Consider the following 4,983-nt stretch of genomic DNA (forward strand, 5'->3'; position numbering starts at 1 on the left):
GTATAATCTTTGATTTCAAAATATCTGAAAAAACTGTTCTGAATAATATTGTGGGTATTTCCGTTGGTAAAAGCTTTTACCGTATCATAACCTTCTCCGAATAATGGCGGAAAAAGCACACAAAGCAAAGACAAAACAGCTCCGCCAAACATTGCCTTTCGGAGTCTGGACATTTTTAAGCCTTTGATAAAATGTTCAACTTTTTGGGAAATCACCACAAAATATCTTGCGTATAGACCTGTAACAATTCCTAAAATAAGATAATACGGTACATTTCTATAATTAAAAGCTTCTCTTGTATAAAACCTGAAAAGGACATCTTCCTGAAGCAGAATTCTCGACAGTAAACTTCCACAAACCGCTGCTACAACCAAAGGAATAAAGTCTGTAAACACAACTCCCGTTAAAAGAATTTCAAAAGCAAACATAATTCCTGCAATCGGTGCATTAAAAGCGGAAGCGATTCCGGCAGTGGCTCCTGCAGCAAGTAAAAGGGTTCTTTCTTTGTAGCTGAGACGATAGGTCTGCGCAAAATTGGAACCTATGGCTGCTCCGGTTACTGCAATCGGACTTTCAAGACCTGCAGAACCACCGAAGCCTACTGTTATAGCACTTTGTACAATCTGCGAATACATTTTAACGGAAGAAAGAATGCTTGAATTCTGTGCAATTTCATATAAAATTGCTCCGATCCCTTTTCTGTCCTGTCCTTTAAATATCGTTAAAACGATGCTCGTTGTTAAAACAATTCCCAAAAACGGAAAAATAATATAGAACAGAATCTGATATTCAAAATGAACTTTTGTGGTAATAAAATGGTGAATGTTATGAACAAGAGTTTTTAGAATTACTCCTGCCAAACCTGCCGAACATCCGACAATAATTCCGGACAACACCAAAAACTGATTTCTGCTGAGTCTGTTGTTTAGCCAATGTAAAATGAGTTCGTAGCTGCGCGCTTTTTCAAGTCCATACTTCTGAAAGTCTCTCTTGAACTTCAGAAAGCTCAGAAACTTTTTCCTGTTATGAATATTCACTTTTGGGAATTTTAGACCGTAACCGAATTGTTACAGTTCCGTAAAGTTATGAAATAAATCATGAAATTTAAAATTCTGTGTGAAACGCATTTTCCTTTTTAGGTCTTAAAATAAGACGGATGGAAGGATTGTTGGTAATAAATAATCTCAACCAGTTGAAAGCCAGACGCACCCTGCTTCCAAAGCTTATCAATGGAATAATATGAATAAAAAGCCACGTTAACCACGCCATAAATCCTTTGTAAGAAAACTTGGGAAGATCTACCACTGCATTAAATTTCGAAATAATTGCCATACTTCCTTTATCATTATATTTGAAAGGAGTGAGTACTTTTTCCTCTTCAATTCTTTTTAAATTTTTGCCTAAATTTCTGGCATGCTGAATCGCAACCTGAGCCAGTTGCGGATGTCCTTTCGGGAAATTTTCATCGGAGAACTGCAATGCAATATCGCCTAATGCATAGATGTTTTTCATTCCCTGAACTTTATTATAAGCATCTGCTAATATTCTTCTTCCTTTACCTAAACTCTCTGCCGGAATTCCGGGAACTTCACGACCGATAACACCTGAAGTCCAGATTAGTGTTTCTGTTTCAATGGTTTTCCCGTCTCCTAAAATTACTTTTCCATCCACATAATCTTTTACGGCTGTATTTAAAATAATTTTTACCCCTAACTTTTTAAGCTGATCGTGGGCAGCTTCCTGAGCCATCTTGCTCATCGGAGAAAGTAAAGTCGGAAGTGCATCAATTAAATAAATGTTGGAAAGGCTGAGTTTAATTTCAGGATATTCTTTTTCAGCGATATAGCTTCCCATTTCCGCAATCATTCCCGCAAGTTCCACTCCGGTAGGTCCGCCTCCTGCAATCACAATATTCTGAAGTTTCTGTGCTTCTTTGATGTTTTTATTTCTCGCAGCTTCTTCGAGGGTTAAAAGCATATAATTTCTTAAGTAAAGTGCTTCATCTATGGTTTTCATAGGAATAGAACATTTCTTTACATTTTCCATTCCGAAGAAATTGGATTCCGTTCCCAAAGCAAGAACTAGATAATCATAATGCAGATTTCCTGTATCGGTTTCAAGAATATTATTTTCATGATCCACGTTTACAAGACTTCCCATATGGAAATTTACATTTTTATAATTTGAAAGTAATTTCCTGAAAGGATAGCTGATATTCGAAGCCTCAATAAATGATGTAGCAACCTGATAAATCAATGGCGGAAAGAAGTGATAATTGTTTTTATCCACTAAAGTAATTCTGAATCTTTTATCATTAACCAAAGATTTTATAAGATTAATTCCTGCAAAACCTCCTCCTACGATTACGATGTGCTTTTTCATATGTATGTGATTGAAATGGTAACCTATTTTATTCAATAATAAAGCCAAATGCAAGGTGTGTGGTATTTATACATAAAGATTTATGATTAAATTATCAGCACGATGTTTGTATCCTTTAGAACAACCAAATTTTACAACAATATGAAAACAGATGTTTTAAAGGAAAAACACAGGCTCGGATTAGGCGGAGTAGCCATCGGAACAGCTTTTGACAAATTAACAGACGGTGAATCCTACGAAGTTCTTCAAAAAGCGTGGGATCTCGGCATACGATATTACGATACTTCACCGTGGTACGGATTAACAAAAAGTGAAAGACGATTCGGAAATTTTCTCCACGGGCAGAATAGGGAAGAGTTTGTATTATCCACGAAAGTAGGACGTTTATTTGTGGAAGTTCCGGAAGATGAAGTTCCGCCAACCATGTGGAAAGCGCCTTTAAATTATGATTTTGAACACAATTACACAGCAGATGCGATAAAAAGGTCTATTGAAGAAAGTCTTGAAAGAACACGATTGAGCCATATTGATATTGTTTATGTACATGATTTGTCGGAAGATCAGGTGGGAGACCGTTATCCCTATTTTTTAAAGCAGGCAAGAGAAGGCGCTTTTAAAGTTTTATCGGAACTGAGAGATCAAGGTGTCGTTAAAGCATGGGGAATGGGCGTTAATAAAATTGAGCCGATTCTGGATTGTCTGGATTCCGCAGATCCGGATATTTGTCTTTCTGCAACGCAATATTCTATTCTGGAACATGAAGATGCAGTCGACAGACTGCTTCCTGCGGTAAGGAAAGCAGGAGTGAAGCTGGTTTCCGGCGCAGGTTATAATTCAGGTTTTATCAATGGACGAGATCGTTACAACTATAAGGATGTAATCCCGAAAGGAATGAAAGAAAAACGTGAAAAAATTGATGAAATAGCGAAAAGATACAACACAACCATTACACACGCCGCAATGCAGTTTGTTTTGGCCGCCGATGAATTTGCCTCTATTATTCCCGGAGCAAGCAAGCCGGAACAGGTGGAAGACAATGTAAAGGCTTTGAATGAAAAGATTCCGGCAGATTTCTGGAAAGAGCTGAAATCCGAAGCACTGATCTATGAAAAAGCTCAGGTTCCTCATTAAAATAAACTCCTGCTGCCTCTCGACTGAGAGGCTTTTTTTTTAGATAAAAATTTAAAATTAATAAAAACTTAAATAAAGATTAAAGCTTAAAACATCCATAAACAGATGTGTTTTAACTAAAAATTAAGATTTATTAAAATTAAAATGATCTATCCAAATAAATCTTTTTAATTTTTTTTTAAGAAATTATTAAGCATTTTGTCATGTAATGTTATCTGTATGTTAACGCACAAGGAGTCTACTTCGGGATAATTTTGCGGTAGAATTTTGAAAGTATAAAAAATGAAAAAACTTATCTGTGCTGTAGCTTTACTCTCTTTTAGTTTAGTCTTTTCGCAGGAAACCAGTTCAAAAATTTTCGGAAGATTAAAAGGAACAACTTCCGAAATGACCATCAAAGTAATCCATGTACCGACTAACAGCAGTTTCGAAACAAAAAGTAACAAAAACGGACAGTTCAGTCTGGACAATCTTCAACCCGGAGGACCTTATACCATTGAGGTAATGGATGGCGCAAATGTGGTTTATTCCAACAGCAATGTACAGCTTTCTTTAGGAAACAATGATCTTCCGGTGGTAGAAGTGGGAAGCATAGAAAAGATTATCGATGAAGTAAAACTGACTTCCAAAAGAGCAACAGCTGCAAAATTCGGTGTCGGAATCAGTCAGGCACAGATCTCTGGACTTCCAAATATCAACAGAGGAATTCAGGATGTTACGAAGCTGATTCCCCAAAGTGCCAATAACTCCTTCAATGGAACAAATTTCCGCTACAACAACGTAACAATTGACGGTTCTATTAATAACGATGCGATCGGATTCAGCCCTTCTTTAGGCGGACAAACAGGAACTTCGGGAATGCCGGGAAGCAGCACGCGTTCGAATTCCATCAGTTTGGATGCTATTCAGGATGTGCAGGTTTACATCGCTCCTTACGATGTAAAATTAGGAAATTTTCTGGGCGGAAGTATTAATGCGGTTACCAGAAGCGGAAGCAATAATGTGGAAGGCTCTTTGTACATGTACGGAAGAAATGCAGCTATTACAGGAAATAACAGAGTGGGAGACAATTCTAAAATGCCAAGTTCTTTCGAAGATTTTATTTACGGAGGCAGAGTAGGATTACCGGTTGTGAAAGATAAACTTTTCTTATTCAGTAATATAGAATATACAAAAAGAACAGATCCTGTTTTCTATAACGCAGGAGATCAAGGAGCTCTGGTAAGTAATGATGTGGCTCAGCAAATTGCAGCTTTTGTTAAAAACAAATATGGCTTTGATGCCGGAAGTTTCAATAATTACAATAATTTTTCTGAAAGCGGAAAACTTTTCAATAAACTGGACTGGAAAATTAACGATAAACATACTTTATCCATTAAAAACAATACGGTATTTTCACAGGCTTTAAACCTTGAAAGAGACGGTGCAAACTTCCGTTTTTCGAGCATGGATTTTATTCAGAAGAATACG

3 protein-coding genes and 1 pseudogene are annotated in these 4,983 nt (G+C 36.9%); 2 read left to right on the forward strand and 2 right to left on the reverse strand.

The window, feature by feature from the left end:
• The coding region (locus tag WFK35_RS20550) for a chloride channel protein (RefSeq protein ID WP_336734329.1) at window positions 1-1,037 on the reverse strand (1,037 nt) is incomplete at its 3' end.
• 67 nt (window positions 1,038-1,104) lie between these two features.
• Complete coding sequence (locus WFK35_RS20555) at window positions 1,105-2,382, reverse strand: NAD(P)/FAD-dependent oxidoreductase (RefSeq protein WP_336734331.1); 1,278 nt, start codon at window positions 2,380-2,382, stop codon at window positions 1,105-1,107.
• A 141-nt stretch (window positions 2,383-2,523) separates the two neighbouring features.
• Between WFK35_RS20555 and WFK35_RS20560 the strand changes: the two genes are divergently transcribed.
• Both WFK35_RS20560 and WFK35_RS20565 read left to right on the forward strand, forming a co-directional pair.
• Window positions 2,524-3,513: an aldo/keto reductase gene (locus WFK35_RS20560; RefSeq protein ID WP_336734333.1), complete on the forward strand. Its 990-nt coding sequence runs from the start codon at window positions 2,524-2,526 to the stop codon at window positions 3,511-3,513.
• A 282-nt stretch (window positions 3,514-3,795) separates the two neighbouring features.
• Window positions 3,796-4,983 (forward strand): annotated as a pseudogene (locus WFK35_RS20565) (TonB-dependent receptor); the annotation flags it as partial.

Source organism: Chryseobacterium sp. VD8 (assembly GCF_037149975.1).
GTDB lineage: Bacteria > Bacteroidota > Bacteroidia > Flavobacteriales > Weeksellaceae > Chryseobacterium > Chryseobacterium indicum.